The sequence below is a fragment of the Fictibacillus aquaticus genome, from assembly GCF_002245695.1.
Taxonomy (GTDB): Bacteria; Bacillota; Bacilli; order Bacillales; family Fictibacillaceae; genus Fictibacillus; species Fictibacillus aquaticus.
The window spans coordinates 1,358,388-1,383,940 of record NZ_NOII01000001.1 but is presented as its reverse complement, the minus strand read 5'-3'; the positions used below and the strand labels follow the sequence as shown (position 1 = coordinate 1,383,940).

26 protein-coding genes and 1 riboswitch are annotated in these 25,553 nt (G+C 43.4%); of the genes, 15 read left to right on the top strand and 11 right to left on the bottom strand.

From position 1 onward, the window contains the following. Nucleotides 1–103: 103 nt before the first annotated feature. Together CGZ90_RS07195 and CGZ90_RS07190 are read left to right on the top strand one after the other, a co-directional pair. Nucleotides 104–955 carry a Cof-type HAD-IIB family hydrolase gene (locus CGZ90_RS07195; RefSeq protein ID WP_094251625.1) on the top strand — a complete coding sequence of 284 codons (852 nt, stop codon included), beginning with the start codon at nt 104–106 and terminating at the stop codon, nt 953–955. Nucleotides 956–1,135: 180 nt separating this feature from the next. Continuing rightward, nucleotides 1,136–1,990, top strand: coding sequence for a glycerophosphodiester phosphodiesterase (locus CGZ90_RS07190; RefSeq protein WP_094251624.1), 855 nt, complete (start codon nt 1,136–1,138; stop codon nt 1,988–1,990). 29 nt (nt 1,991–2,019) lie between these two features. Here the strand turns inward: CGZ90_RS07190 and CGZ90_RS07185 are convergent, their stop codons facing one another. From CGZ90_RS07185 to CGZ90_RS07170, 4 genes are all read right to left on the bottom strand, one after another. After that, the gene (locus CGZ90_RS07185) at nt 2,020–2,715 is read right to left on the bottom strand and encodes a DUF421 domain-containing protein (RefSeq protein ID WP_094251623.1); all 696 of its coding nucleotides are present in this window, start codon (nt 2,713–2,715) and stop codon (nt 2,020–2,022) included. 63 nt (nt 2,716–2,778) lie between these two features. Next, the gene (locus CGZ90_RS07180; RefSeq protein WP_094251622.1) at nt 2,779–3,834 is read right to left on the bottom strand and encodes an ABC transporter permease; all 1,056 of its coding nucleotides are present in this window, start codon (nt 3,832–3,834) and stop codon (nt 2,779–2,781) included. Then, the gene (locus tag CGZ90_RS07175) at nt 3,824–4,705 is read right to left on the bottom strand and encodes an ABC transporter ATP-binding protein (protein WP_094251621.1); all 882 of its coding nucleotides are present in this window, start codon (nt 4,703–4,705) and stop codon (nt 3,824–3,826) included. The genes CGZ90_RS07180 and CGZ90_RS07175 overlap by 11 nt, the downstream gene beginning before the upstream one ends. Next, nucleotides 4,680–5,093 carry a GntR family transcriptional regulator gene (locus CGZ90_RS07170; protein ID WP_094251620.1) on the bottom strand — a complete coding sequence of 138 codons (414 nt, stop codon included), beginning with the start codon at nt 5,091–5,093 and terminating at the stop codon, nt 4,680–4,682. Before CGZ90_RS07170 ends, CGZ90_RS07175 begins: the two co-directional genes overlap by 26 nt. A 131-nt stretch (nt 5,094–5,224) precedes the next feature. Between CGZ90_RS07170 and CGZ90_RS07165 the strand changes: the two genes are divergently transcribed. Next, entirely contained in the window at nt 5,225–6,052 is an 828-nt protein-coding gene (locus tag CGZ90_RS07165) for an HAD family hydrolase (protein WP_094251619.1), read from the top strand. 207 nt (nt 6,053–6,259) lie between these two features. Further along, nucleotides 6,260–7,522, top strand: a complete 1,263-nt coding sequence (locus tag CGZ90_RS07160; RefSeq protein WP_094251618.1) for a M48 family metallopeptidase — start codon at nt 6,260–6,262, stop codon at nt 7,520–7,522. Nucleotides 7,523–8,014: 492 nt separating this feature from the next. On the opposite strand, the gene motB is transcribed toward CGZ90_RS07160, so the two are convergent. Continuing rightward, nucleotides 8,015–8,785 (bottom strand): flagellar motor protein MotB, encoded by a 771-nt coding sequence (motB, locus tag CGZ90_RS07155; RefSeq protein WP_094251617.1) that lies wholly within the window; start codon nt 8,783–8,785, stop codon nt 8,015–8,017. Then, on the bottom strand, nt 8,778–9,563 hold the full coding sequence (gene motA, locus CGZ90_RS07150; RefSeq protein ID WP_094251616.1) for a flagellar motor stator protein MotA: 786 nt from the start codon (nt 9,561–9,563) through the stop codon (nt 8,778–8,780). The genes motB and motA overlap by 8 nt, the downstream gene beginning before the upstream one ends. Nucleotides 9,564–9,774: 211 nt before the next feature. Between motA and CGZ90_RS07145 the strand changes: the two genes are divergently transcribed. The 4 genes from CGZ90_RS07145 (at nt 9,775) to CGZ90_RS07130 (ending at nt 13,289) form a co-directional block, all read left to right on the top strand. Then, nucleotides 9,775–10,344 carry an RNA polymerase sigma factor gene (locus CGZ90_RS07145; protein ID WP_094251615.1) on the top strand — a complete coding sequence of 190 codons (570 nt, stop codon included), beginning with the start codon at nt 9,775–9,777 and terminating at the stop codon, nt 10,342–10,344. Further along, a complete protein-coding gene (locus CGZ90_RS07140; RefSeq protein ID WP_165766795.1) occupies nt 10,325–11,065 on the top strand; it encodes an anti-sigma factor in 741 nt (246 codons plus the stop codon). The genes CGZ90_RS07145 and CGZ90_RS07140 overlap by 20 nt, the downstream gene beginning before the upstream one ends. Before the next feature lie 15 nt (nt 11,066–11,080). Further along, on the top strand, nt 11,081–11,662 hold the full coding sequence (locus CGZ90_RS07135) for a peroxiredoxin family protein (protein ID WP_094251613.1): 582 nt from the start codon (nt 11,081–11,083) through the stop codon (nt 11,660–11,662). A gap of 148 nt (nt 11,663–11,810) precedes the next feature. Next, nucleotides 11,811–13,289 carry an ATP-binding protein gene (locus CGZ90_RS07130; protein ID WP_094251612.1) on the top strand — a complete coding sequence of 493 codons (1,479 nt, stop codon included), beginning with the start codon at nt 11,811–11,813 and terminating at the stop codon, nt 13,287–13,289. Between the two features lie 356 nt (nt 13,290–13,645). On the opposite strand, the gene CGZ90_RS07125 is transcribed toward CGZ90_RS07130, so the two are convergent. Continuing rightward, on the bottom strand, nt 13,646–14,275 hold the full coding sequence (locus CGZ90_RS07125; RefSeq protein ID WP_094251611.1) for a CAP domain-containing protein: 630 nt from the start codon (nt 14,273–14,275) through the stop codon (nt 13,646–13,648). Nucleotides 14,276–14,366: 91 nt separating this feature from the next. After that, nucleotides 14,367–14,900 (bottom strand): histidine phosphatase family protein, encoded by a 534-nt coding sequence (locus tag CGZ90_RS07120; RefSeq protein WP_094251610.1) that lies wholly within the window; start codon nt 14,898–14,900, stop codon nt 14,367–14,369. A gap of 99 nt (nt 14,901–14,999) precedes the next feature. Here CGZ90_RS07120 and CGZ90_RS07115 point away from each other — a divergent pair, with 99 nt between their 5' ends. Further along, entirely contained in the window at nt 15,000–15,632 is a 633-nt protein-coding gene (locus CGZ90_RS07115; protein ID WP_094251609.1) for a hypothetical protein, read from the top strand. A gap of 178 nt (nt 15,633–15,810) precedes the next feature. On the opposite strand, the gene CGZ90_RS07110 is transcribed toward CGZ90_RS07115, so the two are convergent. The 3 genes from CGZ90_RS07110 to CGZ90_RS07100 form a co-directional block, all read right to left on the bottom strand. Then, the gene (locus tag CGZ90_RS07110) at nt 15,811–16,821 is read right to left on the bottom strand and encodes an NAD-dependent epimerase/dehydratase family protein (protein ID WP_094251608.1); all 1,011 of its coding nucleotides are present in this window, start codon (nt 16,819–16,821) and stop codon (nt 15,811–15,813) included. Nucleotides 16,822–16,930: 109 nt separating this feature from the next. Then, entirely contained in the window at nt 16,931–18,172 is a 1,242-nt protein-coding gene (locus tag CGZ90_RS07105) for an MFS transporter (RefSeq protein WP_094251607.1), read from the bottom strand. A 6-nt stretch (nt 18,173–18,178) separates the two neighbouring features. Then, nucleotides 18,179–18,763, bottom strand: coding sequence for an ArsR/SmtB family transcription factor (locus tag CGZ90_RS07100; protein ID WP_094251606.1), 585 nt, complete (start codon nt 18,761–18,763; stop codon nt 18,179–18,181). A gap of 191 nt (nt 18,764–18,954) precedes the next feature. On the opposite strand from CGZ90_RS07100, the gene spoIIP reads away from it, so the two are divergent. The 6 genes from spoIIP to CGZ90_RS07070 all read left to right on the top strand — a co-directional run bounded on the left by spoIIP (nt 18,955) and on the right by CGZ90_RS07070 (nt 25,357). Then, nucleotides 18,955–20,094, top strand: coding sequence for a stage II sporulation protein P (gene spoIIP, locus CGZ90_RS07095; protein ID WP_094251605.1), 1,140 nt, complete (start codon nt 18,955–18,957; stop codon nt 20,092–20,094). Nucleotides 20,095–20,302: 208 nt separating this feature from the next. Continuing rightward, a complete protein-coding gene (locus tag CGZ90_RS07090) occupies nt 20,303–20,503 on the top strand; it encodes a hypothetical protein (protein WP_094251604.1) in 201 nt (66 codons plus the stop codon). A gap of 176 nt (nt 20,504–20,679) precedes the next feature. Next, nucleotides 20,680–22,182: a cardiolipin synthase gene (cls, locus tag CGZ90_RS07085; protein WP_094251603.1), complete on the top strand. Its 1,503-nt coding sequence runs from the start codon at nt 20,680–20,682 to the stop codon at nt 22,180–22,182. A gap of 76 nt (nt 22,183–22,258) precedes the next feature. Further along, the gene (locus tag CGZ90_RS07080) at nt 22,259–23,041 is read left to right on the top strand and encodes an undecaprenyl-diphosphate phosphatase (protein WP_094251602.1); all 783 of its coding nucleotides are present in this window, start codon (nt 22,259–22,261) and stop codon (nt 23,039–23,041) included. A 76-nt stretch (nt 23,042–23,117) separates the two neighbouring features. Continuing rightward, a riboswitch (cyclic di-AMP (ydaO/yuaA leader) is annotated at nt 23,118–23,265 on the top strand. A gap of 83 nt (nt 23,266–23,348) precedes the next feature. Continuing rightward, entirely contained in the window at nt 23,349–24,005 is a 657-nt protein-coding gene (locus CGZ90_RS07075; RefSeq protein WP_094251601.1) for a potassium channel family protein, read from the top strand. 5 nt (nt 24,006–24,010) lie between these two features. After that, the gene (locus CGZ90_RS07070; RefSeq protein WP_094251600.1) at nt 24,011–25,357 is read left to right on the top strand and encodes a TrkH family potassium uptake protein; all 1,347 of its coding nucleotides are present in this window, start codon (nt 24,011–24,013) and stop codon (nt 25,355–25,357) included. Nucleotides 25,358–25,553 lie beyond the last annotated feature (196 nt).

Genomic DNA, 25,553 nt, shown 5'->3' with positions numbered 1-25,553 from the left:
AGACGGCTCTTTTTTCTTTTTGTGCCGTGTTTACTGGATGAAATTACGGGTAGAAATAGGGGTACACTGTGAAAAAGGAACTATTTGAATAAAGGATGATAACATGAAATTAATCGCAATAGATATGGATGGTACACTTGTTAATAAACAGCTTAAGGTGACAAAAGAAAATGCTTCAGCAATAAAAGAAGCCCAAAACAAAGGGCATCTAGTTGTTATTGCTACCGGGAGATCGTATGATGAAGCAAGATTCGCATTGTCGGATGCTGAACTTCACTTGCCTCTTATTTGTGTAAACGGAGCTGAAATACGATCTGAAGACTGGGACATTCTCACGAGTGTGCCGATTCCTCATTTTCAGTACGAGCAGATAGAGGCGGTTTTAAGCAAAGAAGACATCTATTATGAACTTTATACGAATAAGGGTACATTTACGGCCAACCGTGAAAGAGCTTATGAAGTCATGAAAGATATTGTGCTGACTTCTAACCCTGAAGCGACAGATGACGATGTCCAAAAGGCGGCATTGCGCCGTATCAAGCTTGGCCTTGTACATGTTGTCAACAGTTATCAGGAGCTTTTAGATCAAGAAGGGATAGAAGTATACAAGCTGCTTGGTTTTCATGCAAACCAAGAAAAACTGGCCCGCGCTGCGCAAGAGTTGAATATGATGGACGAGCTTGCAGTCAGTTCATCCTCCAGACACAACCTCGAGATCACGAATTCTGAAGCACAAAAAGGTGTTGCACTTGAAAAGTTTGCCCAGATGCATGACATATGCATGAAAGACACGATGGCGATCGGAGACAACTACAATGACGTTTCAATGCTTGAGAGAGCCGGTACTTCTGTCGCGATGGGCAACGCTGAGGAGGATATCAAGAAAATCGCACAATATGTGACAAAAACAAATGAAGAAAGCGGCGTCGCCTACGCGATCCGGAACTTTTTATAAAATGTCTAGAACGTGCATCTATTATGATGTGCGTTTTTTATTTAAAGGCATTTAGTGAACAAAAGCGAATACGTAATGTAGGATTTACTTAATGTTTATAATGATGTAAACCTATCTTCATAATCCCTTGTTATCTTTGTTGTGTGAGAGACAGACAACAAGAGCGAGGGAGAGAGTGGAATGACCAATAAATGGAAAGCTGCCCTAGGTGCGGCAGTAATGGGGTTATCAATTATGGGGACAAGCTTATCTGCAGGTGCATCATCGCATAATAAAGATATTTTAAACGTGGCACACCGCGGTGCGTCAGGCTACGCGCCAGAGCATACGATCACTTCTTATAAAATGGGTGAGCAGATGCATGGCGATTACATCGAAATTGATCTGCAAATGACTAAAGACGGACAGCTGATCGCGATGCACGATGAGACGCTAGACCGTACGACCAACGGAACAGGCCAGGTAAAAGACCATACACTAGCGGAGATCAAACAGCTGGATGCAGGTTCATGGTTTAACGAAAAATATCCTCAAATGGCGAAGCCTGAATATGCAGGACTAAAGGTGCCGACACTTGATGAAGTGTTCAAAACGTTCGGAAAGAATGCTAACTACTATATCGAAACAAAGTCTCCTGAAGTATATCCAGGAATGGAAGAAGCACTTCTTGAAAAGGTAAACAAGTATGATATCGACAAGGAAACACTGCTAGTCCAGTCATTTAGCCCAGCAAGCCTGATCAAAATGCATGATCTTGATTCTTCTGTAAAGCTCGTCCAGCTGATGGAATATACAAGCCCAGCAGCGATCAATGACGCGGATATTAACGCCGTAAAGCAATACGCGATGGGTATCGGACCAAACAGTGACATGATCGACAAAGAGTATGTACAAAAAGTCGTAAACAGCGGACTTGAGATCCACCCGTACACAGTCAATGAGAAAGAGGAAATGCAAAAACTTATTGACTGGGGAGTGACAGGAATGTTCACAAACTTCCCAGACCGTCTGAATGAGGTTTTAAAAGGTAAATAAAATGAGCAAAGAAGCAGAGGCGCGCCTGATTATGAAGGCGGCGCCTCTTTTTTGACGACAAACAGTTCTCCGTCTTCCATCAGCTGGGCAAAATATACATCCTTCATGTTCTTCACGTTTACCTGCTTTAAACGGTTTTGCAGCCAATCCTCTGTGAGATCGTATTCTTTTAGTGCATCTTTCTGCAGTTTACCTTCCGTAACGAGCGCAGTCGGCAAGTACTTTCCAAATTCCGGCTGGAGGTTCAAGTCTTCTTTTGTGACCGAATCCTTAAGCGGCTTTTTAAGAACACTTAGCTGACCGTTCGGCTCCATGACGGCATATTCTACCTCCTGTATATCAAAAACGGAAGCATTTCGAAGCAGCATAAGCAGGTCGTCCATGGTCATCTGCAGCTTTTTCATCTTGTTCTGCTCGATCTGTCCTTTTTTTATAACGATTGTCGGCTCGCCTTTCGTCAAATACTTGGCCAGCTTCGATTTTTTGTTTATCAGTTCCACAATAAAAACACCAGCTGCCCAAGCCGTGAGGGCAGCAAGGCTTTCCATTACTGTGATCTCTTTATGAACAACCATGTCGCCGATGATATTTCCCATCGCAATCCCGGTCGCATAGTTGAAAAAGGTGAGCTCGCCCAGCTGCTTTTTTCCGAGCAGCCTCATCAATAACAGGAGAAAAGCAAACCCAAGTACTGTTCTGTAAATAGTAATTAAAATACCTTCCATATTGACACCCCGCCACCTAGTAGTGGTCTTATGGTGCTCAATTGGAAGGTGAATTATCGAGTATTACAGTTTATTCAGCTGAAGTTTAGCTTTAAACAGATGTTTAATTCCAAAGTAGCTCAAGCTTCCGAATGTCAGCATCCCCATATAATAGGAGAATAGGTTCGGCTCTCCGTATACATCGAATGCATCACCGAAAAAGGCTCCGCCTGCCAGTGCAAAGCATGTGACAATACCAAAAGTGAAGAAACCTTTCAGTTTGTCAAAAACGAGAATTCGGCCGTTATTTTCATTCTTGGTCTTCGTGAACAAATACAGTCCCGCAGCAAGCGATGCAGAGGTATAAATGACGGGAACTAACCACACCCAAAGGGGCGGATAATCAAGTGCTGTCGACACTTTGCCTAGCGAGCTTTGGTAATAATAAGAGAACTCAAACAATGGAATAGGCAATGTCCATTGGCTGATAATCGAGGTCAAGTCGCTCCCAAAAGAAACTCGGTTGTACGCTTCTGATGAAAAAAGGTCCCAATGTACTTTAATGAATGCGCCGATAAGACCCAGAACGCCGACAGGAAAGAGAAGGAATATCACACTAAACACAATCTGGGTTACCGTATTGCCCGCAAACGTCCCAATAAAGAGGGCGAACGTGTATATTGCTGTCAAAAACAGAAAAGCATACAGAAAATAAAGGCCGAGAAAATTCGGTTTTTCAAATTTATTAAGAGCAGAGAAAATGTAAATTAAGTAAGATAGCCCGATATTTACGGCAAGTGCTGCAGTAATATGAAATACACCAAAAAGCCATTTAGACAGATAGATGTCCTTTCTGCTCAGCGGCAGAGAAAAGGTAAAATCTGTGCTGTGTGATGACCGTTCCTGTCCAATCACGAGAGAGGCGATCAAGACAACTGCAATGATAAAAAAAATAGAGATATTGGCAGAATGAAAGTCATTGTAGTACTCTGAAGCATTTACATTGGTATTGTAAAAGGATGTCTGCCTGGCTTTTTGCAGGAATATAAACGGCATCGAGAAAAATCCTGCAGAGTAAAGAGCCCAAATGACGGGTTTTGAAAGTTTATAATTTCTCATCCACAATGCTTTATGAAACATATTCTTCCCCCCCAAGTGTGCTGATGAAGATGTCTTCTAATGACATCGGCAGTTCCTCTATAAACAAAGGCTCAAATCCGCTGATCACTGACAGAGACTCCTTGATGTTTCCGTTAATTAATAGTGTTGTCACCCGGCCTGTTGTGTTCAGCACTTTAACGTTTGGAAGAGCAGCGACAGCATCAGGCAGCCCATCTGTAAAAACAGTCTGAACCTTCCTGAATGAATTCTTAGCTTCTTCTATCGTTGTAAATGAGCCGATCCGTCCTTCTTTTAAGGTAATGACCGTATCTGCGATCTTTTCAATCTCATCAAGATGGTGTGTGGAGATGAGAACACAAACATTTCGCTCAGACACTTCTTCAATTATGAAAGTAAGTATTTGACGCTTAACGATCGGATCCAATCCATTTGTCGGCTCATCAAGAATGATGTACTCCGATTTTGTGGAGAATGAAAGAATCATATGAAATAGGGCTTTCATTCCCTTTGAATAACTTCTCAATTTTTTCTTTGGAAGTCCGAACCGGTTCATCAGGTGATAAAAGTACCCAGCATCGAAGTTCTCGTAAACCGCGTCATATAGTTTCACGATATCTTTTACACTGTAAGATTTTAATAGTTCTGATGAATCAGGAACGTACGTGATTTTTTGTTTTATAGCAGGATTTTTATGGACATCAATATCATCGATCGTAACCGTTCCAGAATCTGGATCAAAAATTCCGACAATCGTCCGGAGAAGAGTGCTCTTTCCGACCCCGTTGCGCCCGACCATACCAGCGATGCTGCCGCGTTCGAGTGTGAAGGAGATATCCTGCAGCACATCGTTTCCTTCTATTGTCTTATGAATCTGATGAACTTTCAGCACAATCGGTTCCTCCTCCTAGTTCCTTAAGGTAGCTTTCTGCCCATTTTAAGAACGATTCCTTCTCGATGCCAAGATAAGAAGATTCAATAACAAGCTGTTTAAGTGCCTGGCGCAGCGCTTCAATTTTTTGTTCATCCGCTTTAGGCACGATGCTCTGTAAAACAAACGTCCCTTTGCCGCGCAGCGTCTCGATGATTCCTTGCCGTTCGAGCTCCTGGTAAGCCTTACTCACGGTGTTAGGATTGATTAAGAGCATTGAGGACATTTCCCTGACAGACGGCAGCTTTTCTCCCGGAAGAAGCAGTTCTTTTAAAATAAGCTCCTTAACTTGATTAACGACCTGTTCCCATATTGGTATATGGCTTCGGGGATCTAAATTTAACAGCATATTATCCCACCTTAAATTGCAATGTGTGTATTACTATGTATAGTACACTATAATTAGAAAAAGATGTCAACTAAATTTTTGCTTCTGTCTGTGTACCTGTCATACAATGTGAAAAGAAAGGATGATCCGCCGTGAAAAATAGTATAGAAAATGCTAAACTGCTTGTCTTTGACTTGGACGGCACACTATATGAGGATACTGATCACTTTGATTATTATTGCCGGCAGCTGCAGGCAAGAGTGAAGGAAAGCGAGAAAGAAGCTTTTTGGCAAACATACGAATCCATGAAAAAAGGCGAGCATCCAGTCTCCATCGGAAAGGTATACGATATTAAGAATGATACCGCCGTTACAGTGGAACCATTAAGCCTTCAGGTGACCAAAGTGGAAAGCTTTCAAGGGGAAGAGTGGCCTGCTGAAAAGGTGAGCCAAGAGTACTCCGGCGAGCTGGTTTACGATTTTGAAAGGCTGATTGCAATAGGGGATGGCTGGTGGCTTCCGTATGCGACAGCTATCCATTTTGGCCTCTCTCAAGATGATACGTGGGAGTGCTACAACGCTACGAAAGAATATATGGTCACAGATGAATTTTCACTTACTAAAACACCAGGTCTTAAAGAAGCTTTGATTAAGCTGTGCGGTGAAAAGAAAATCGTTTTGATGACAAACAGCGAACGTGAGGATGTAGGAAGACTGCTGGATGAGCTTGAACTTACCGGATTGTTTCATGCTGTACATACGGAAAGCCAGAAGCCTCTTCGTTCCAAGCAGCTGCTGCAGGAGATATTGGAGAGCTTTAATGTGAAGCCGGAGGAGGCTGTTTCGATCGGTGATAACTTTATTAATGAGATCGCTCCGGCTCTATTGATTGGAATGAAGGCCATTTATATTCAGGCAAGCGGTACTGATAACAGCCATGATAACCTGGTTGTTGTGCCGACACTGGCAAATGCTTTTTGATAAGTCTATCTAGACCGCATCAGTGATGTAAGTCAGTTGGCTAGACCCGCAAAATTAGATTTCGACCCGTAAATTTTATTTTAGACCCGATAAACTGACGTTTCGACCCGTGAATTTTGAATTAGACCCGCAAAACCTGAAAAAAGCTGTTTCGTGTTCTAAAGAAGTCCGAGCCTGCCTAAATATAATAGGAGAGGGGGGACAAACATGAAAAAAGCAGCTTGGTTCGCTATTGGTTTTGCCGCTTATTTAGGAGCGATGTGGTTTTATCTGTTTCATGGAGCGGATACGGCGCTTCCTGTTCATTTAAAAGGTTCTGCCGCTGATCCAGCAATGTTTATGAACGAACGGCAGCTTTCACTCAGCTATGATTTTTCACGTATTAAGGACTTTATTTATTTTGTATCGGTTCCACTCGAATGGCTCATCTATTTGCTCGTACTAGGATTCGGGCTTTCAAGACGTTTCCGCGAGACCGCCCAAGGACTGACCAGATTCAGTGTAGTCCATTCTGCGCTGTACGTGCTCTTTCTTTCTGCGGCGAGCTGGATTCTCACGTTTCCGCTTAGATACTACAGCTATACCGTCTCAAAATCTTATAAAGTATCGGTGCAGCATTTTGATGGGTGGATGAAAGACAGCCTTGTTGATTTTTGGATTGGCTATGCGTTTACTGTGGTCATGGTCGGCGCGATTTACTGGCTTATGAAAAAGAGCGAAAAGAAGTGGTGGCTGTACGCATGGCTGCTGTCTATCCCGTTTACCATTTTCATGTACTTTATCCAGCCGGTACTGATCGATCCTCTTTACAATGAATTTTCGCCGCTAAAAGATCAGGCGTTAAAAGAAAAGATTCTTCTTCTTGCCGATAAAGCTGATATTCCAGCAGATAACGTTTATGAAGTGAATATGTCAGAGAAAACAAATTCACTAAATGCATACGTGAACGGAATCGGTTCTAACCTGAGGATCGTATTATGGGATACAACACTTAACAAGTTGTCTGACAGTCAGGTGCTGTTCGTCATGGCACACGAGATGGGACACTATGTGATGAATCATCTTTACTGGAACTTGATTTCATCAATTGTGCTTTCGTTCCTCGGACTGTATTTTGGAAATATGCTTTACCGAAGATGGATTAAAAAGTATGGTGATGCATGGGGGATAAAGGGAATAAGCGATATTGCCGCGCTGCCGGCATTGCTGTTGATCTTTTCATTGCTCGGGTTCGCTGTGTCTCCAGTCGAAAACGCAATTTCCCGCAGTGCCGAACGAGATGCAGATCAATATGCGATTGAGATGACGAAAAACCCAGAAGCCGCAGTAGGTGCTTTTCAGGAACTGACGGTGTCTGGCTTGAGTGAGGTAAACCCGCCTAAGCTCGTGAAATTCTTCTTATACGGTCATCCGACGATGCTAGAGCGGATCAGTTTCCTTGATGCGCAGCGGACTTCGAAAGATAAATAATCAGAGAAGCAGTTGATCTCCGTTTCAGGCGCACGCTTTCCGCGGGGCGTGGCGAAAAGCAGAAACGGCTCGTTCAGCCCCGACAAGTAAAAGGGAAAGGGGCCGGTAAGTCGTTCTTTGACTTATTGGACACTTGCCCTTTTGACCTCGAGGGGCTAGCCGTTTTCTGCTGGACAAGTGAGCCCCTTTGCCGCTGCGCGCCCTTAAAGGGTCTCACCTGTCCCACTCGTCCCGCTGGATAAGGAAGGCGACGTAGCAAGACATCGCACGAAGAAAATGTGAACTTTATTTTCGAGGAGTCGGCACCTTACACTCCGATCAACTTAAACAACGAAGTAATCAAGATGATTAAGTGAATGATGAATTGATGAATGTGTCATGTCTTTATGGATTAGGCTTTGATGCATAAACTCAAGTGACTACACAGATGACTTTTCTAACAAAACAAACAAAAAAACCAGCCCTGAGGCTGGTTTTTTTGTTTGCAATACATCAATTATCGCTCAAACTGTAATTCGGAAGGATCAGTACTTCTACACGGCGGTTTTTCGCACGTCCTTCAGGTGATGAATTGTCAGCTTTCGGACGAAATTCTCCGTATCCGCTGGCGCTTAAATTTTCCTGCTTCAAGTCAGGATTCAAAATCAGGATACGCATAAAGTTGATCGCACGGATCGCGCTTAGTTCCCAGTTAGACTGAAACTGTGCCGTGGAGATTGGTACGTTATCTGTATGGCCTGCAATTACGATGTCACGCGGCGGATTAGTGACGAGCAGTTCAGACAGCTTTGTACCAATTCCTTTGGAGCCTTCTTTAATGGTGGCACTGCCGGAATCGAACAGTGCATTATCCATGATGGTAATGAGCAGACCGTTTTCGGTAAGCTGTGTCTGCAGACTTGCTTTGAGGTTATTAGCCTGTATAAAAGAGTTGATTTTTTTCTCAAGTTGTTCAAGAGCTTCAAGTTCTTGCTTTGCCTTTTGCATACGTTCCTTTTCCTTCTTGCTCATCGCGTCCGGCTGTACAAGTGGAACAGGGTTTGACTGTGGTGTCGGAACGGTCATCGGTTCTTCCATGATACCTGTTCCGCCTTTAAATTCGTTTTTAAAGGCACTCGCCATCGCTTTAAATTTTTGTGAGTCGATCTCACTCATCGCAAATAGAACGATAAAGAGGGCGAGCAAAAGAGTAAGCATGTCAGCATAAGGAATGAGCCAGCTTTCGTCGATATGCTCGTCATGATGCTTCTTTTTCTTAGCCAACAGAACCACCTTCTTTGACGGATTCACGTTCACTTGCAGGAAGATATGTTAATAGCTTTTCTTCTAAAATTTTTGGAGACGTACCGTCCTGAATGGAAAGAAGTCCTTCGATCATGATTTCTTTCAATTTAATCTCTTGTTTTGATTTGCGCTTTAGCTTGTTAGCGAATGGATGCCACAAGACATATCCAGTAAATATCCCGAATAATGTTGCGATAAATGCGGCAGAGATAGCATGGCCAAGTGCTGTAATATCCTGCATGTTGCCGAGTGCTGCAACTAAGCCGACTACTGCTCCAAGAACTCCGAGTGTCGGAGCGTATGTTCCGGCTTGTGTGAACATGGATGAATTGCTTAAATGGCGTTCTTCCATCGTTTCAAGATCCTTCATTAAAACGTCCCTGATAAACTCGGGTGACTGGCCATCTACGATCATTTTAATGCCCTGCTTCAAAAACGGCTCATCTACTTCATCAGCTTTTGGCTCAAGTGAAAGCAAGCCTTCTTTGCGGGCAATGCTAGCCCAGTCTATGAAGGTGGCGATCAGCTCGTTGATCTCAAGCAGTTTTCGTTCAGTGAAAAGTATTTTAAATAATGTCGGAAGCTTTTTCAGCTCTGACATTGGAAATGCGATCAGAATAGCGGCGGCAGTACCGGCGAAGATTATGAGAAGTGCTGCCGGATTAAGAAGCGCTGCCGGACTGACTCCTTTTAACACCATACCAACGCCTATCGCGACAATGCCTAGAATGACTCCAATTAATGTTGAGCGGTCCATATGCTGTATCCCCACTTTGCAATTTTATTTCATGTTAGCTTTATATAAGGGTTATATCGGCTGCATCACATAATTATTAATGATTAAACTTTACTTTTTCATGATCCGGCAGCTGTTTTTCAGCGTTAGCTTAATAGGCAATTGTATTGAAAGGACAAAGAGTGCCCGTAACGTTATAATAGTTATATTCATTGCAAAAAAGGAGACGGTCATGGGTACAATTTCTGATTTCGAGCTTTATGAGCGGATCCAGAAGGACGACCGGGAAGCACTGGAGTTACTTTATGAGCGGTATGAGAAACTGCTCTACTCGTTCGCCTTCAAAATTCTGCAGCAAAAAGAACTGTCAGAGGATGCGGTTCAGGAAGTCTTTATAAAAATTTGGAGAAACAAAAGAACATACAGCAAAGAAAAAGGCAAATTTTCATCATGGATGCTGACCGTTACGAGGAACGCCTGCATCGATTTGTTAAGGAAACGAAGTAAAACGGAAACTGAGCTGAGTGATGAAAATCTGCAGATTCCAGCTAGTGAAAACGTCGAAAAGACAGTTGAGTGGAGAGAAGAAAGAGAGCAGCTGCAGTCAGCCATCTCCACTCTCTCTGAAGAACAGAAAAAGATGGTGGAACTCTTTTATTTCAAAGGAGAATCACAGCAGAAAATATCTGAATCGTGCGGTGTCCCGTTAGGTACTGTTAAAGGAAGGATACGGCTTGCGCTGCAGCATTTAAGAAAAAAATATAATGAGGGGAGGGATAAATATGGACAAGAGCCGATGTGACCAGCTTCTGGATTATTACAACGGACATCTAGAAGGAGAAGACAAACAAAATTTTGAGAAGCATCTTCAGGAATGTGAAGCCTGCCTTTCTGAATGGACAGAATGGCAGATGCTCACATCAGACTTGCCTTATTTATCGGAGGAAAAAGAGCCGCCAGCAGGCATGAAGGACAGGGTGCTTGCAGCAGTTTTTGCAGATCAAGAAGAGAATCAGCCTAAGGCAGCGCCAATAAGAAACATGGCAGATAAAGAAAACAAACCGGTGAAAGAAGCTTCAAAGCCTTGGATCAGCGGGCTGCTTGCAGCTGCTTTAACCCTTTCTCTTGCAGGTAACGCTTATTTATTCTTGGAAAAGAACAAGCAGGAAGCAGCTCTTGAAAAGACGGCTGAAACGTTTAAGACGATTACACTCGCTCCGCACCAGTCGAAATCGAGCGGTGTCGCTTCTATGGTGAAAGACAACGGAAATATGAAACTAATCGTCCAAACTCATAATTTGAACCCTGTTAAAGGGAAAGAGGCGTATCAGGTGTGGCTCATTGAAGGAGATAAAAAATACAGAGCAGGCACATTTACACCGGATGGAAAAGGAAATGGCGCAGTCGTATTTGATGTGAATTATGAAGGAACACATAATTGGGAAGCAGTGGCCGTCTCGCACGAACCGACAGCTGCAAGCAAAGAACCAAAAGGAAACATTGTCCTTTTATCAGAGCTTTAAAACGGAGAATAGCAGATGAAAACTAGACCATTATTCATTATTTTAGGATTGATCCTGTTAGTGGCTGCGGCAGTCTTGGTGTCAGGGAAAGAAACGGATCTATCAAACGGGACAGAAAAGAACGTTAAGGATGATTCGTTTAAGATATCTCCAAAGACGGGGAAGACAGGGCTTGGTCCAGGTGACACAGCTCCTGATTTCTTGCTGGAAAACCTTGAAGGACAAACTGTAAGCTTGAAAGATTATCGCGGAAAGAAAGTGATTTTGAACTTCTGGGCAACATGGTGTCCGCCATGCAGGAAGGAAATGCCGGACATGCAGAAGTTCTACAATAAAAACCAAGACAGCGATATTGAAATATTGGCCGTCAACCTTACGCATTCCGAAAAGAATAAGAGCGACATTTCGGAGTTTACGGACGAATACGGAGTAACGTTTCCTATACTTCTTGACGAAAAAGGGGAAACAGTGAAACAATTCAAAGCTGCTGCGATCCCGACCACTTATTTTATAGACACAGAAGGAACGGTTCAAAAAGTGTATGTCGGACCGGTCAGTGAATCGTACTTAGAGCACATTGGCAGCAAATTGAAATAGCCCCAAGCCTTATACAGGCTTAGGGGCTTTTTTATGTAGATAGTACCTTTGTACTAAATGTTTTGTTATAAAAATAGGAAATTTTTAGATAGGAAAATGAATAAAGCCGCAGAATATTATCAGTATCGAATAAAGGAGTCTATTTCATATGCCGGCTACTACTTTTAATGGGGAATTAATGGAACTCAAGCGTGAAAATGAAATGCTGAGAAGAATTCTGATGCAGAGCGAAAAAGAGCTGTCTGACCGCCACTTTTACTTTTTGGAACAGACTCCCATCCATCTATTCAGATTGTGCCGTTTGAAGTACGGAGAGTACATATATACCTATTCGCATGGTAAGAGGACTGATTTAAGCGAAATTCAAACGGGCGATTACTTTATGGACAGTCTATCCACCATTTTTTCTGAGGATAAGCTCGATGACTGCACGATTTCACTGGAGCAGGCATTTAAAGGAAAAAAATGCACCGTCGATTTTCGGTCCCACGGGAGCTTATACACGGTCACTTTGATGCCGCTGCCTGGACTGAACGGCAGAATTTCAGAAGTCATCGGCAGTACGGTAGAGTTCAGCAGCAGAGAATATAAGAACAGCACAACAGAAGACCAGCATTCTGGACAGTTTCAGGAACTGTTCATGCATGCGATGGATGCTCTTGTTCTTTGCAATGAGAAGATGGAAATCATGGACGTCAATCCAGCGGGGTGCATCTTGCTGGGACTTGATAAAGAAGAGCTTTTATACGAGCGCGCTGACCGTTTTTTGTATGCATCTGAGGAATTTCGAGAATCGTTCAACTGGAATTCCTTTTTAGGGCTGCCCAAACACCATGGAGAAGTGAAAATTCTTTGCGGTCAGGGAGAAATCAAGGACATTTCGTATTTCTGCAAGCCAGATCTCCTGCCAGGACTTCATCTTGTCGTGCTTCAGGATGTGACAGAACGCCGTGTCACTGAACAGAAGCTGATTAAAGCGGAAACGCTGAACGTAGTCGGAGAGCTAGCTGCTGGCATCGCACACGAAATCCGAAACCCGCTTACTTCTTTAAAGGGCTTCATCCAGCTGATTCAAACAGATAAAAACCAGCGACCCGAATATTTTAAGATCATTCTTAATGAAGTGGACAGGATTGAATATATTATTAAAGAATTCTTGCTGCTTGCGAAAAATGATACTCAACAGATGAAGGTTCAGAACATTTCTGCGATGCTCTGGGATACGGTCGCGCTTTTGCAGACACAGTCCTTGTTAAAAGGAGTAGAGCTGAAGATGAAGCTGCAGGAAGGGCTGCCAGATATTTTTTGCGATCTGCACCAATTAAAGCAAGTATTTATTAATTATATAAAAAATGCGATTGAGGCAACGAATGCTGGCGGTACAGTCAGCGTAGAAGCTTATGTAATAGAGGGAACTCTCAAGGTGAAGATTTCAGATACGGGAGCAGGAATGGACCCAGAAACGCTCGCAAAGATCGGCAGCCCATTCTTTACAACCAAAGAAGAAGGGACAGGGCTTGGTCTGATGGTAAGCCACAAGATCATTAAAAATCATAACGGGACTTTTGTGGTTGAAAGTGAGAAGGGGACAGGGACAGTGTTCTGTTTGAGTTTTCCTGTTAATTAAGGGCTGTTTTCACATTCCATTTGAATTTATGTATTCAAAGAGGTTGTTGATCTCCGTTTCAGGCGCACGCTTCCCGCTCGTCCCGCTGGAGTCGGCGCCTTACACTCCGATCAACGTTAACAATGACGTATTCAAGATGATTAAGTGTATATGATTAGCATATCAGCCCCAGGCAATTGAGCCTAAACTCGCAACACCCGCCATGGATTAGGCACTGAAGGTTATACTCCAGCTGCAACTTCGCTGAACTTATAAAAACCATCCGTTCGAAACAATAACCTTTTTGATTAGAAAAGAAATTAGGACACAAAAAAAGCGCAGGAAGCCTGCGCTTTTTTGCGTTCTATAGTGAACGATTACCCTTTGAACATTTGTACGAACATCTTGCCATACTGGCCGCCGTCAACTACAGCGATACCTACAGAAGTGTACTCTGACTTAAGGATGTTCTCACGGTGACCTTGAGAGTTCATAAGGCTAGTGTGAGCACCTTCAACAGAAGAGTTACCTGCGATGTTTTCACCAGCAGTCTTGTACTCAATGCCATACTTGTTCATCATATCAAACGGAGAACCGTAAGTTGGCGAGTTGTGATCGAAATAGTTGTTGTCGATCATGTCTTTTGCTTTAACACGTGCTACTTTTGTAAGCTCTGCGTCTGCTTTAAGTGCAGGAACGCCAGCTTTCTCACGCTCTTGGTTTACAAGATCAAGCATTTGCTGCTCGTCTGCTGTAAGTCCAGCATCAGATTCAGTCTTTGGTGCTGCTTCTTGCTGCTCTGGAGCTGGTGCTGCCGGAGCTGCATTTTGTTGTGGTGCAGGTGCTGGAGCTGGTGCCTCAGCTTGTGGTGCTTGTTGCTGCTTATTCATAAAGTCCGTGATGCACGGAGCTGAGTTAGATTGCTGAGGTGTTGCTGCTTCAGATACTCCCGCGAATGAGCTAAAGATACAAGCTCCCAATACAGATGCTACAGCTAGTTTTTTCATAATGTAAAAACCTCCCCAATAATTTGTGCTACGTAAACAGGTTTCGGGACTTTTGTAGGAGAGGTGGGGGTCTGGATATAATTGGAATGTATTAGGCCCACAATCGGCGGACACGCTTTTCGGTCAAGTCGATCTCATAAACATCCGGGTTGGTCAGTGCCTGCCAAGTATGAAAGCCTGCAGAAGGATCAAACGCTTTTAATAATAGAGCTAAAAGATTTCCGTGAGTGACGAGTGCAATATGGTTTTCTTTGCGCTGCAGTAAATCATCAACTAGAGATAGTGCTCTTTTAGAAGCTTCATAAGAGGATTCACCACCAGGCAGAACAGCGTGCTCATCTTCAAACGACCTTTTCAGATGCTCGAGCCAGTCAGGCAGATCAGTACCTGCGAGGCGCCGTTCGCCAAGCCGGGCATCGACCTCAATCTTTAGTTTTTTTGATTCTGCGAGATGCCTGACCGTCTGTTTTGCCCTTACATATGGGCTTGATATTATGACATCGATTTCGAGTTCCTTCATATATAGGAAGAGATCAAGAGCCTGTTTTTCACCATCAGCTGTCAGAGCAGCATCAGGATGCTGTCCTTCTGCCGAGCAATGACGGATGCAGTATAATTTTTTCATTAAGATCCACCTGCTTTATGTGTTTTCTTATTAATTCGGGTCGATAAATCTTTATCCCTTCTCGAAAGGTATAAGGAAGCAAAAGAAAGGAGATTTAACGTGTACCCTGAATTACGACACTTTACCTCCATGCAGGAGATGTATAAAGAAAAAATAAAAGCAGCTGAACAGGCCTGGAGCCAATTACATAGACAAAAAGAACAGTCATCTGCCGTTTATGAGGATTTGCTGAACCAATACGGCAAGCGAAATTCAAAGGTTACGATGGAGAGGCTGACAGAAGCAAAAGATGTGTATTTGCGTAATCTTTCTAAAGAGAGAGATGCACTGGAAATACTGGACGACTTGAAAGAAAGCAGGCAGGACAGGCTTCAGGAATATTTGAAAACTCTCTATATGGCGAGAGACCGTGAAATGAACATGGCGAGCCAGCAGATGGAAACGAAGATACAGCAGCTGGAGCGGATGAAAGCAGAATATTTGATGATGATCCAGCAAATTCATCAGATCAATGAATATAGGAATACGACAGAACGGGAGACAATGGATGCCATTACTGACTTCGGACAGCAATACCGGACATTTTCGAATGACAGCTCCATTTATCCAAAACTAGGCATGCTTGAGATTTCATCGCGTGACATTCAACACGTCTTTACGAAGGGCGAACTGCCGCATCATCTTCAGCATTACATCTCTGGCGGCCAGCAAAAAACATTAAAAAGACCATAATCCACAAGGGATTATGGTAAAAACCGAACGCATGATGAAGAAATGGGGGGTAGGGAATTGCTTGACTGCCGGTGGGCCGGCAGGCGAGATATCTATCTCACACTTCTACTATATGCGTTCTTTTTATATTGGTATGGACAAGTGCCATAGGCATTCATGTATTTTTGTTAAAGAATGCCTAATTTTGAATATAAGTTTGAGCAGCTGCCCACTTTTCAAGCACTTGTTTTTCTTTTTGGGGATGCAGTCCAGCTTTCCAGTCTTCAGGTGAAAGATTGCGAAAATCAGACCAGGCAAGAGTATCGCGGATCGTTTCCGAAATTGGACGGTATGTCAGGCCATGTGCTTGAGCCTTAGTGTCTTCTGACCCTGTAAGCCCTTTGTATTGCGGACTTGCAATCCAAAGCGGGAGCTCCACCCACTCACCAACCTCGTTCTTCTTCAAAAATTCTGCATTCGCCCATACGAATTCAGCGTTGCTGCCAGATTCAGTACGGCACGCTCTAAATATCTCACCGATTGTAGTAGTAGCTCCTCCTGCCTGAAAGATTCCTGCTGTCCGGAGTTCTGTCATTTTCACGATCCATAAAGCCAGATCTCTTGCATCGATTATTTGTGCACGTTCAGATGGCGAGACAGGGGATAATACCTTGCCTCCGCGGGCGATACGATGAGGCCAGTACGTGAAACGGTCAGAGTAGTCATGCGGACCAACAATAAGCCCTGGCCGGATGATGAGCGATGCATTACTTCCATATACATCTAAAACCGAGCGTTCACAAGCTGCCTTCATTGGTCCATAGTGCTCCCCATTTGTTTGGTCGTCCTCATGAATATGCTCCCATTGTGCAACGGCGGATTCTTCGGTCAATCCTATTTGAGACTGGTCAGCATAAACCGATTTAGAAGATATGAACACGTAAAACGGAGTCTGGGGTTTAAGTGTCTGAGCCAGCATCGACACATGCTTTGGCAGGTAACCGCATGTGTCGATAACAGCATCATATTTCTTCCCTCGAAGCAAATGCAGATCTTTTGTACGGTCACCGTGAATTTTTTCGCACTGAGGAAACAGTTCAGGAGCAAACTGTCCTCTGTTAAACAGTGTTACCGTATGCCCTTTCTGCAGCAATGCTTCAGTAATATGCCTTCCAATAAACCGCGAACCGCCAATCATCAAAATCTTCATCCCTTGCACGCCCTTTCCGTTTTTATTATGGGGTACGGTACGATCTTTCAGGAAGTCCTGATTTTTGTAGGTTTTTCATGCGTGGTACCGTACCCCAAGCATGAAAAACTTACATCTTTCTGAGTGCGGGCAGCTTCCAGGCAATCATGAAGTTGACGAGAAGAAGGAAGCAGGCGCCGGCTGCCATGATGTGCTGTATCTGAACTCCAGATGATATGAGGAGTGATGTAACCGCAAAGGATACAGGAGCAAGGCCGAGGCTTGCCATCGTTAGAAGACTCATCAATCGGCCGATCAGCTTTTTATCGACTTTCTCCTGAACCGCTGAAATAAGCGGGATATTGGTTGCTGGAAACGTAATGCCCATCAGGAAGGCAAGAGCCATACTGGCAGCCATTGTTGTACTTTGGCTTAGCATAAAGAAGAATATATTCATTGCAAACAACGAAACAGTGACCATCATGCCTTTTCCTTTTTTGATGTTCATAATGCCGATCGCCACAGAGCTCATAAGCATGCCGGCAGCCATGGAGCCTTCAACATAACTGAATTCAAGCGCACTGCCGTTAAGGACGTTTTTTACGAAAACAGGAAGACCCATCATGAGCGGTCCGTTTACAAACAAGTTCAGGAAAATAGTGCTTAAGAAGAGGGCGATAAGAAAAGATGATTCTTTCACTACAGCAAGCCCTTCTTTTATAGACTGCCAGATGCCTTTTCGGTCTTTCTTTTTATCTGCAGAAGGAGGAAGGTTCAGTAGGTAGGCAAGAATAGCCGAGATCAATAGCATCACAGCAGGGACGCCAAAAGATAAATAATATCCTCCCTGGTGAACGAGGATGCCGCCGATCATTGGACCAAGAATGAGCGAAGATTGCTGAGTCATTTGTACGACCGAGTTCGCTCTTGTCAGCTGAGAGGAATCCACCACGTTTGGAAGCAGTGAACCGTTAGCAGGCCAGACAAATGCATCCATGATCCCGAACAAAAGACCGAAAAGGATGAAAGACGAAAGCGATAAATGTTCTGTCCAGAGCATGAGCAGCAGCCCTGAAAGAAGAATGGCTCTGAGGATGTTAGAAATGAATAAGATTTTTGTCCGGCTGACCCGGTCTGCGAGTACGCCGCCAAGTGCCATGAAAAGAAGGCGTGGAATGTTCGTCGCGATCAGCACAGCACCGAGGGCAGCCTCCTGATTGAGTGTTTTTACGACATACCAGGATTGCGAGAACAAAAAGATCGCAATAGAAAATGAGGCACAGAATGTCATGGCCCAAATATAAAGGAAAGACCTTTGCTTAAATAATGAGGCAGGCTGTTCTTGCTGCTGAGTGAACGCTGGCTCTGTCATACCGTGTTAACTCCCTTCGTTTTCAGAGTCTCCTACAGGAAATGCAACCATAAAGAGGTGATGCAATTCTCCATCAGGGTGGCTGCTGTTTTTGAAGCTTTGAATGAGATCAGACAGTTCTTTTGATTTTGACTGCAGCTGTTCCTGCTGCTCCTTGGAAAGCCTGACTTGGTTAAAGCCAAACTTCACCTGAGGCATTTCAGTGAAAATATGAGAATCCATCTTTTTAATCATCGATTTTGTTTTATCGAGCGAAATTAAAATGTTTTCCTTTAAAGCATCCGAAAGTTCCTCTTTGACTTCATCTTTATGGTGAAGGAGGATTTCGGCAGTAGAGAACACGCGGGCTATAGGGCGGTAAAATTTCTGTACGATCCCATTTTTTTCTTCTGTCCGCTCTACTTTTACCAATCCGACTCGCTCAAGCTCTTTAAGATGGTAGTGAATCTTAGGAGCAGGCGCCTCTAAAATATCTGCCACCATCTTACCCGTTTTCGCTTCATCAATGATTTCCCATATGACTTTTAGGCGCAGAGGATCACTGATCACCCGTAATTGTTCAAGTTCTTCAAGTTTATAAACATCTTGCATGTTTCACACTCCTTTAACGTTCAAATATTCCTGAACATAGTATATGAAAAATATGGAAATTAGTCAATTGATTAATATTTGCAGCTTCCTCTATGAAAGGGACTCTCTATTAATTCTGGAAAATGTATTCTACTTTCTCTATCAGATGAATACGTTGTAATAGAGAATGTAAAAGAAGGAGAGGGTCTTACATGTTCATCCCGCAGTTTTTATTGAGGAAGCTTCCTCTCTATATTATCGGTGCTATGGTTTTCATCGTGCTGTCCACCAGCTTTGTGACTTCCTTTGAAAGCAAATACAGGCTGTCATCTTCGTCACTGCATCACTGGCTGACAGAGTTTTCAGGAGAAGCACTCGTTTATGTTCTGGGATTTGAAAACCGCTACTTTTCTCAAGCGCTTCCAGAGAAGAGTGAGCCGCCATCTGTGTCTGCCGTGATGCTTGAGCTTGCGACAAGCATCAAGCCTGGGGACATAAGAAGCCTTCTTGGCAACGAACTTCCTGGGTTTGCACAGTTCGATTCCACGATCGTTGTTGCTGGGGAAGGGACAGACTATACAAACATCGCTCACGAATCCCCGCCGCCAATTGAATTTTTAATGGATGGAAAAGAGGCAGATGTACAGAACGTTGAACGGCTTCAAGATCCTGGCCAGACAGATGACCCTGGTAATCCACCGCCTTCTGCCGGGAAAAAAGTAGCGTACATTTACCACTCGCACAGCTGGGAATCATTCATTCCTCATCTAAAAGGAGTTAAGAATCCTGATGACGCCGTTCATTCAAAGGTGAACATTACTATGGTTGGAAAGAAGCTAGGGCAGGAACTGGAGAAAAGGGGTATTGGCACAGTTGTCGACACAACGAACATGACAGATCTTCTAAGAAAGAACAACACGGATTATAAAAAAAGCTATCCGATGGCAAGGACTCTCGTGCAGGAAGCTATGGCGGAAAACAATGGCATGAAACTGTTATTCGATCTTCACAGAGATTCACTCGGGAGAGCCAAAACAACGAGGGAAATTAACGGTAAATCGTATGCGAAAATATTGTTTGTTGTTGGAGCGAGCAATCCGAATTATGAGAAAAATGAACAGATGGCAAGAGAGCTTCACAGCTTGCTCGAAAAGAAGTATCCAGGTCTCAGCCGCGGAGTTATTAAGAAAAATAAACAAAAAGGAAACGGTGTATATAATCAAGATCTATCAAGCCAGGCCATGCTTATCGAGTTTGGAGGAGTAGGAAACAGCTTTGAAGAACTGGACCGTTCCGCTGAAGCAGTAGCTGACGCAATCGCCGAATATTATTTTAAAGATGCAAAGCAATAAAAGGATAGCCAAGGGGTGTCTCGTCAATTATTGGGGCACTCTTTTTCTTATGGTATCTGTTAAAAATGCTCGAAAGCGAAAGCATGAAACGGAATCGCTTTTTGTTTTCCTTTTATTAAAAACGTTCCTGCTATTTATGTTTTAGCTGAATGAATGGAATAAACGCTGTCGTTCATACTAACATCATCATCATAAAGGAGGAATGAAAATGCTGAAAAGAGAAGGACTGATTCCTGTTGTCTTAGGTGCTGTTGTTTCACTCAGTGCACTTCCGTTTCTAGGAATGGGAAGGAAGAAAAGCAGCAGCTCGCTGACGAGTCTTATCCTCGGATTTGGGCTAGCACATATCGTACTTGGCACGATAGACCTGTTTGAACATAGCATGGATGATGAAACGGACAACTGGTAAGAGACGGCATAGTCGTCTCTTATTTCTGTCATTGCGTTTTCCTGTAACGAAAGAGAGTTGAATGTTCGGCTTCAAGTCAAGTTCTTGGAGGAAACAGCAACTGGAAATAAAGCCAGCCGTTTAGATAGCGCAGTTTTGGGGAAAAATCGGGGAAATGAAAAGAGGGGAGCAAGTAAATGAAGCGGGTTTATGAGTTTTTATTGTCGCTGTTCTTAATTGGATCTTTATATGCTGTTTTGTTCGCTCACTATCCGTTTTATCTTAAAGTTGTGTTTGCGGTTTTGTATTTTGCTATTATCTTTCATACGATGTTTTCACTCATGCTTGAAAACCGCACGGCACAGCATACACTGCTCTGGATGTACGTCCTGCTGTTCTTCCCTGTGATCGGCTACATTTTTTATCTGTACTCGGGACAGCTTTATTTGAAGGGACATCTCTTTAAATCAAAGAGGAAAAATGACCGTGAAGAATGGATTCGTGTCACGAAGGAAGATGAAAAACCTGATTTTTCACATATGCAGGATCATCAAAAGTGTTTCGCCACCTATGCCCATCATGTGGCGCTGACTAGGATGAACAGCTATACAAAGACAAAGATATTAAAAAACGGCGATGAAAAATTTACAGAGCTGAAGAAACGTCTTCTTGAGGCACAGAAATATATTCATATTCAATATTACATATTTAGGTCTGACCGCCTCGGAAAAGAAATCATGGATATTTTAAAAGAAAAAGCAAAAGAGGGAGTAGAGGTGCGTTTTCTGTTTGATGGAATAGGAAGTCTTTCCCTGCAGCAGAGCGATATTGATGAAATGAAGCATGCAGGCGTAAAAGTACATGCTTTCCTGCCAGTCCGTTATGGATTTTTCAATCAAAAGCTGAATTTCAGGAATCACCGGAAAATTGTCGTGATCGACGGCAAAATCGGATTCACGGGCGGATTGAACGTTGGTGTTGAATATCTGGGGGAAGACGATTCTATTGGATTTTGGCGGGACACGCATATGATACTAGAAGGTGAAGCTGTACAGACACTGCACGCAATATTTCTCCTTGACTGGGAATACGTCTGTCATGAAGATCTTCTGGAAAATTCAGCGTATACGGCACCGGAAAAAGTGGAAGGTGACGGGAAAGTGCATGTAGTGGCCAGTGGACCAGACACACAGCAGGGGATCATGAGCGACTTTTATTATACGATGATCATGTGCGCTCAGAAATCCATTTGGATCGCGACCCCTTATTTTGTTCCTAACGAGGCGATACGCACCGCACTGAAAATAGCTAATCAAAAAGGTGTGCAAGTAAGAATCATGGTACCTGAAATAAATGACGGTTTTCTTACACAGTACGCCACGCGTTCCTACTTTCCTGAGCTGCTGAGGTGCGGTACGGAGATTTATTCGTATCAAAAAGGCTTCCTGCATCAAAAGGTTATCATCGTTGACGGTGATATGGCCTCAATTGGAACAGCTAACATGGATATGAGAAGCTTCCATTTGAATTTTGAAGTAAATGCGTTCTTGTTTGATTGTACTTCTGTACAGGACTTAATAAGACAGTACGAAGAGGATATGGAAGAATCGGTGCGAGTCGGTCCTGTTGAATTTTATAAAAGAGGCCTTTGGGAACGCACTAAAGAGTCGTTTTCCCGTCTGTTTTCCGGCGTACTGTAAAAGATTTCAAATTGTACTAACTGCTGCACCTTCAGAATAGTCTTTAACAAGACAAGCGTTCTGGAGGGAGAGCGGCATGGATATCATAGAAGCGCTCATTTTAGGGATAGTACAAGGGCTTACGGAGTTTCTTCCAATCAGTTCAACCGGCCACCTGCTGATCGGACGAAAGGTTTTTGGACTGGAAGAAGCAGGCCTTTTCTTGGATAGCATGCTGCATTTTGGCACATTAATTGCTGTTCTGACTGTTTATTGGAAAGAAGTCGCCTGCCTTTTGAAGAACCCATTCAGCCGTACTGGAATTTTAATTATCGCAGGTACTATTCCGACTGCAGCGATCGGACTGCTTTTTAAAGATTTTTTTGAGGAAATATCCAAAACGGGTGTAACGGCAGGGTGGGAGTTTCTTGCAACAGGCTGTCTTCTCTGGTGGGCAGAAATGTATAAAAAGCATGGCCGAAAGTCGCTAGAAGACATTACAATTGCAGATGCTGTTGTAATCGGTACTTTTCAGGGAGCTGCGATTCTTCCTGCTGTTTCGCGATCAGGACTTACGATTGCTGCAGCATTGTTCAGGAAAATTGATCCAAGAGCGGCAGCTTATTTTTCGTTCCTGCTGTCTATTCCATCAATTGCAGGAGGAATTGTCCTTCAATCAAAAGATTTATGGACAGCAGGAAGCCAGCATATCTCGTTCGGTGCATTGGCTGCGGGAACGGCAGCATCTGCTTTGTTCGGCTATCTGGCTGTCAAATGGATGATCAGTCTTTTGCAAAGAGGGACTTTGAAAGGTTTCGCCATCTATGTATGGGTAATTGGTGCGGCGGTCATTTTAGCACAGCTCACTAACAAATTTTAATGGATTGTAAATCCATCAGAAAATCCATTGACATTTTATAAAGAGAGGATTACATTAAATGTAATCTTAATAAGAATGACTTTAATCGCTGAATCTGCATGTGTTTTTCGTGCAGGGCGGGGGACCCAATTTTTCATGGGGTGAGTCTTGTACATTACGTACAAGAGGGGATACTCCAGTCCCTAATCCGTCAGCTAACCCCGTAAGCGTAGAAGTATTTAGGAGAGGTCGCAGACATTTTTGCGGACCATTTTTTGGTGGTCTTTTTTTGTTTGCTAAAAACAGCAAGTTAGGAGAGCGAAATTACATGAACAAGCAATATGCAGTTATTGGACTAGGCCGATTTGGGGGCAGCATTGTTAGAGAATTCTCTCAAATGGGGCACGATGTACTTGCGATCGACCGTGACATGGAAAAGGTTAACGAGTTTGCAAACATTGCAACACAGGCAGTACAGGCAAATTCAACAGATGAAAAAGTTCTTCAGTCACTTGGTATCCGAAACTTTAACCACGTTATCGTTTCAATCGGGGAGGATATTCAATCCAGCATTTTGACCACGCTTCTTTTAAAGGAATCTGGAGTAAAGAAAGTGTGGGTGAAAGCGCAAAATGATTATCACCATAAAGTATTGGAGAAACTAGGCGCAGACCGCATCATCCACCCAGAACGTGATATGGCACTGCGAGTAGCGCAGCTTATCACCTCTGAAAAAATTATTGACTTTATTGAACTTTCTCATGAACACAGCATTGTCGAGGTGGAAGTTACAGATAAAGTCATCGGGCGTACGCTTACAGAATTGGATGTACGGGCAAGGTTCGGGTGCAATATCGTAGCCATAAAGCGCGGTGATGATATTCATGTATCACCAATTGCCGATGTGACATTGCAAAGAAACGATATCCTTGTTGTTATCGGCAGAAATGAGGACCTGAACCGCTTTGAAGAAGAAGGAGTGTAAGAGGCGTGTTAAAAACCTCACAAAGGAAATCCTTTCTGTATAAGCCGATTAAATTAAACCCTCCTCAAATATTAGCGATTATCTTTTTGGTACTCGTCGCAATAGGCGGGCTGCTTCTTAAACTTCCAGCCGCTTCAGTTAATGGAGTGAGCTGGATTGATGCTTTTTTTACGGCTATTTCTGCTGCAACAGTAACCGGTCTTGTCACCATTGATCCAGGATCTACTTATACGCTTTTTGGCGAGATAGTTATACTGGTGCTTATACAAGTGGGCGGTCTTGGTATCATGTCATTTGCCGTACTCGTAGTTATTATGCTGAGAAAGCAGATCGGCATAAAACAGAGGCTTATCATGCAGGAAGCTTTAAATCAGCCTTCGATTGGCGGGGTTATCAGACTGGTCAGGAACTTGTTTGTTTTTTCAATCGTGATCGAGATTTTGGCTGTTTTTTTATTGTCGCTGCGATGGGTTCCAGATATGGGCTTCTCTAAAGGGGTGTATTACAGCATCTTTCACACGATCGCTGCCTATAACAACGCAGGATTTGGTTTATGGCCGGATAACCTCGTCCGCTATGTGGGAGATCCAGTCGTCAACTTGGTCATTACTATGCTTATTGTCATGGGCGGTCTCGGATTTACGGTTATCGTAGATTTGTGGATATCAAAAGAATGGCGCAACCTCTCGCTTCATTCGCGTATCATGATTTTTGGAACAATTGTCGTTAATATGATCGCGATTATTCTTTTTTACTTGTTTGAGCAAAACAATCCAGCAACGCTTGGCTCGCTTTCTGGCTCGGACAAGCTATGGGCTGCATATTTTCAAGGTATCACGCCAAGAACTGCGGGTTTTAATACAGTCAGTATCGGGGATATGGAAGACGGATCTCTGCTGTTGACTATTTTGCTCATGTTTATCGGAGCAGGAAGTGCTTCTACAGGCGGAGGAATTAAGCTTACAACGTTCCTGGTCATTGTTTTTGCCGTTATTACCTTCATAAAAGGTAAGGAAGAGACGGTCATGATGAAAAGGACGATCCGCAACGCCATCATCTACAGAGCTCTAGCCATCACAACCATCAGCATTTCATTTGTATTCTTAGGTGTTATGCTCCTGACTCTGACAGAGAAGGCTCCCTTTTTGGAAGTATTGTTTGAAGTAGTTTCTGCCTTTGGAACTGTAGGTCTTACAATGGGACTGACGTTTGAACTCACATTCCTTGGCAAGATCATCATCATGTTCATCATGTTCTTTGGCAAGCTGGGACCGCTGACGATGGCATTTACTCTGGCACGCCAATCAAAAGAAAATATACGTTATCCTGAAGGCGATGTTTTTACAGGGTAACTCAGAAGAAGAACCCTGGCAGGCAGCCAGGGTTCTTTTGTTTTATCTATTGGAGTTACTTTCTTGGGGCTCTTCTTGGGGGGTACGGTACTCAACACAAAAAAGACTTTGATATCAAGTGATTCAGTTGTGAGTACCGTACCCCAAAACCTCCAGATGGATAATTCTCTCACCAGCGGGAGAAAATAGGGGAGAT